5 protein-coding genes are annotated in these 4,274 nt (G+C 42.3%); all 5 read right to left on the bottom strand.

The window, feature by feature from the left end:
- On the bottom strand, nucleotides 1–507 hold a 507-nt coding region (locus SORDD27_RS01685), incomplete at its 3' end, for an alpha-hydroxy-acid oxidizing protein (RefSeq protein WP_196755612.1).
- 243 nt (nucleotides 508–750) lie between these two features.
- The gene (gene pyrE, locus SORDD27_RS01680; RefSeq protein WP_036755409.1) at nucleotides 751–1,383 is read right to left on the bottom strand and encodes an orotate phosphoribosyltransferase; all 633 of its coding nucleotides are present in this window, start codon (nucleotides 1,381–1,383) and stop codon (nucleotides 751–753) included.
- Nucleotides 1,384–1,422: 39 nt separating this feature from the next.
- The gene (gene pyrF / locus SORDD27_RS01675; protein WP_061426978.1) at nucleotides 1,423–2,124 is read right to left on the bottom strand and encodes an orotidine-5'-phosphate decarboxylase; all 702 of its coding nucleotides are present in this window, start codon (nucleotides 2,122–2,124) and stop codon (nucleotides 1,423–1,425) included.
- Between the two features lie 245 nt (nucleotides 2,125–2,369).
- Complete coding sequence (locus SORDD27_RS01670; RefSeq protein ID WP_061426976.1) at nucleotides 2,370–3,533, bottom strand: cell division protein FtsQ/DivIB; 1,164 nt, start codon at nucleotides 3,531–3,533, stop codon at nucleotides 2,370–2,372.
- A 9-nt stretch (nucleotides 3,534–3,542) separates the two neighbouring features.
- A partial coding sequence (locus SORDD27_RS01665) for a glycosyltransferase (RefSeq protein ID WP_231069263.1) occupies nucleotides 3,543–4,274 on the bottom strand: 732 nt, incomplete at its 5' end.

Genomic DNA, 4,274 nt, shown 5'->3' with positions numbered 1-4,274 from the left:
ATCCGCCGTCAAGACAATCGCTTTGTAGCCTTCAGCCTTCACACGATCCATGATATGGCGGTTAATGCCGTCATCCTTACTAAAGTAAAATTGGAACCAATGAGGTGTCCCTTGAAGAGCTTCCGTAATGTCTGGAAGGTCAACGGTAGAGTAAGAGCTGGTTGTATAAAGAGAACCAAATTCATGCACACCACGCGCAGTAGCTACTTCCCCCTGCTCATTTGCCAATTTATGAGCCGCAACAGGCGCCATAATAATTGGTGAAGATAATTTTTCACCTGCAAATTCAATCTCTGTACTTGGATTTTCAACATCACAAAGCGTATGAGGAACAATAAGTTTGTGGTTAAAGGCACGGATGTTCTCGCGTAAAGTGAAAGTATCTTCTGCTCCACTAGCGATATAACCAAAGGCAGCTTTAGGAATGACTTGTTGCGCCATTGGCTCCAAATCATAAGTGTTAATAAAATCTACAGGTCCTTCTGCATTGCTTGTTTTATATGACATAAAGTGTCCTCCTTATTAAGTAAGCGTTTACTTTTTCTTACATAAACTATCTTACCTCTTTTTCAGAATCCTTTCAAAAATTTTGTCTGGGAATTTCAAACTGATTATCTGAATATGCCGCCAAAAAAGAAGGTCTCTCATTCTACCATTATCCTATATTCATCTTTACCTTTAGGAATCATAGTTTTATTGCCTATATGCAAAAAATCAGGTAATCCTAGTGACTACCTGATTTTCTATGTTTTAGGCATTTTGCCAATTTTCTTGGTCTTCTTTAAAGCGTTTTAGGAGGTCGAGCCCTTCTGGCGTGATGTAACCTTCTTCTTGGGCTAAGTGGATCAGTTCACTGTAGTTAGAAAGCGTCACCAATTTTACACCAGCGTCTGCGAAGTTCTTATCAGCTTTTGGCAATTGATAACTGAAAATCGCTACAACTCCAAGCACATCGGCTCCTTCGCGTTTAGCAGCTGCTACGGCTTCAAGAACAGAACCGCCAGTTGAAATGAGGTCTTCAACAACAACCATCTTTTGCCCCTGAGCTACACGACCTTCGATTTGATTACCAGCTCCGTGGTCTTTTGGTTTGCTGCGGATATAGGCAAAAGGCAAGTTCATCTTGTCAGCGATGATAGCTCCGTGTGGAATTCCTGCTGTCGCAGTTCCTGCAATCACTTCTACTTCTGGAAATTCTGCTTTAATAGCTTCCACAAAACCATTTTCAATCAAGGTACGAGTTTCTGGATAGGCAAGCGTCACACGGTTGTCCGTATAAATCGGCGATTTGATGCCAGATGCCCAAGTAAAAGGCTCCTCTGGTTTGAGGTAAACGGCTTGGATTTTCAAGAGGTGGCTAGCGATATCTTTAGCAAGTGTCATAGTATTCTCCTTTTGTTTTTATAATCTATTTCTTTCATTTCAGTCTTGGTTCCGGTTCCATTCATCCTTGATGGCATGATAAGCTGCAACAGGATCCTCAGCTTGGGTAATGGGACGTCCTACTACGATATAGTCACTACCGATTTGATAAGCATCCGCTGGCGTCATGACGCGTTTTTGGTCCCCAACCACAGCTCCCGCTGGACGGATTCCCGGTGTCAAACAGATAAAATCTGAATTGGTGGCCTGCTTGATGAGTTGCACTTCCTGAGCCGAGCAAACGACACCATCCAAGCCCGCTTCAGCTGTCTTCTTGGCATAGTGAATCACAGACTCTTGCAGGCTGGTTTGGATATTTTGAAAATCCTGCATCTGGCTTTCCGACGTTGATGTAAGCTGGGTCACAGCAATCAATTTTGCTTCTTTTCCAAGACCTTCACGCGCAGCCTTCATCATCTCCACACCACCAGCAGCATGAACATTGGTCATGTCTACACCAAGCTGAGATAAGACCTTCATAGCAGATTTGACTGTATTTGGAATGTCATGTAGCTTGAGGTCCAAAAAGACACTATGCCCCAGTGACTTCAAATAACGGACAACTTCTGGACCTTCCGCATAATAAAGCTCCATCCCTACTTTTAGGTAAAGACTTTCTTCTGCTGGGAAAAGAGATAAAAATTCCTTGACCGCCTCAAAACTAGGAAAATCAAGAGCAATAACTGGACGATGTTCACGCATACCTTTCTCCTTTTACCTTTGCAAGCAAGAGAGTATGGTCAAAAACAAACCACGAAAAAAGGAACCTGCCAACAGCAAGGTTCCACGAAAAATGGGTAGAGTCCACCCTTTCACCGTCTAACCTTAGCTGCCTCTCTGGACTGCTTTAAAGGTTTTTTTCTATTCTATTATTTATAGTAGGACTTGTCAAGCAAAAACTCGAAACTGGACTTCTATACCATTCAAAATCAAGAGGAAAAGTTAGTCTAGCGACTCTGTGATTGCTGGCTCGTTTGGCTTTGATTTCCTTGTTCTTCTTGTTTTTTCTTTTCTTCTTCCTGTTTTTTCTTCTCAGCTTCCTTGGCCTCTTGTTTGGCTTTTTCCTCAGCCTCCTCTATCAATTTATCCGCTATCGTATAGCTGTATACTCCAGCTTCCATATCGACTACACTTGGTTCAGACAATTGTGGCTTGATTTTGCTGTAATAAGGTAATTTCTTGCTCAATTCTGATAGGGGAACCAAAACCTCATCTGTATCCAGCATAGTAATTTTTAAAAGATCTGCGGTTGCCTTGCTCGGCGCTAATTCGATTTTCTGGATTTGGCTCTTGATATCCTCACTGATGGTAGACAATCCCGCTATCAGCTCTTTCACCTGCTGCTCATCGTTAAAGGTAACTGTCAGATAAGTCTCAGGCAAGTTTAAGCGATCAACAGGAGTTGACTCTACTGTACCACTAGAAAGAATTGGATAATACTCTTCACCAGACACATAATAACCGACAATATCAAACTCCTTAACCTCAATCGTAAAGTTAGTCGGAAATTGATAGTCAATCTTCGCTGATTCTATCCAATGATTGGACTTGATTCGCTCAGCGTATGTTTCCTTATCCAACAATAGAGCTAAGGTATAGTCGCTATCTTGAATTCCAGAAGCCTGTTTGATGTCATCCGCCTGCGTGTTACTATTTCCCTTAACCTCGATATTTTTGATGGTCGAAAGTGGAGTCAATAGATAGACTGAAAGAAGGAGGACCAGAACACTGGGAACCAATATACTCACAGCTCGCCAAATATGAACAGGTGCAATTTTAGGCTTGGCTGGTTTCTCTGGTTTCTCTGGTTTTTCTTTTTTCTTCTTCTCTTTTTCCTCTTTGACTTTCCGGTCATCCTTTTGAGATTTTTCTTCTTTTTCGGATGGTTCCTTGCTTGGACTTGAGGCTTCCTCACCTGATTCACTCGATGATTTCTTGGATTCCTCCAATAGTTTCGAGTTGGCTTCCTTACGAGCTTGTTTTTCCTTTTCCTTCTCTTCAGCTAGGGCAGCTTCTTCCTCAGCCTTCTTCTTCAGGTATTCCTGGTTTCGTTTCTGCCATTCAGACAATTCTTGCTTCTGGTTTGATTCTTTTTTCTTATCCTTTGACATTGATATTCCTTATGCTAGGTCTTTTCTTAATAGATCGTAAAAATCTGCAAGAGATTTCAATTCAGTCGAAGCCTTCATGCTAGCTTGGTATTGATCCTTGTGACTAAGCAAGTGACTGAGTTTCTCCTCCAAGCTTTCCAAGGTCAAGTCACTTTCTTGAAGTTCTTCTGCATAGCCTTTCTTTACAAAGTAGGCGGCATTTTCAATCTGATCTCCTCGACTTGCTTCACGACCCAATGGTACGATGAGATGGAGTTTCGCCATGGCCAAGAGCTCAAAAATCGTATTAGCACCGCCACGCGTTACCACCACATCTGCCATCTTCATCAAGGGTTGATAGAGATCCGTCACATAATCAACACGAAAGAGATTTTGACTCAACTCATTGAGGCTAGAATCTCCAGTTAAATTGATAATATTGTAGCGCTCTGTCAACTCTTTTTTATGGTCTGTCACCAATTGGTTAAATACACGAGCTCCTGCAGAACCACCGACAAACAATACCGTTGGCAATTTAGGATTAAAGTGAGTTTGGATATCCACCAACTCGTCTGGTTCTGGCGTCTCTTGACCTGTTACCTTGGTCACTGCTCCCACGTGCTCTACCTTAACAAGGCTAGCAGGCTGCTCAAAAGTAGAGTACATTTTGGTTGCGAATTTATAGGCGATTTTATTGGCCAAGCCCATGGATAGGTCCGATTCGTGGATAAAGACAGGTACTCCTGACACACGCGCTGCGAT

This window comes from Streptococcus oralis, from assembly GCF_001579025.1.
Lineage (GTDB): Bacteria > Bacillota > Bacilli > Lactobacillales > Streptococcaceae > Streptococcus > Streptococcus oralis_X.
This window is presented reverse-complemented; position numbering and strand designations above follow the sequence as displayed.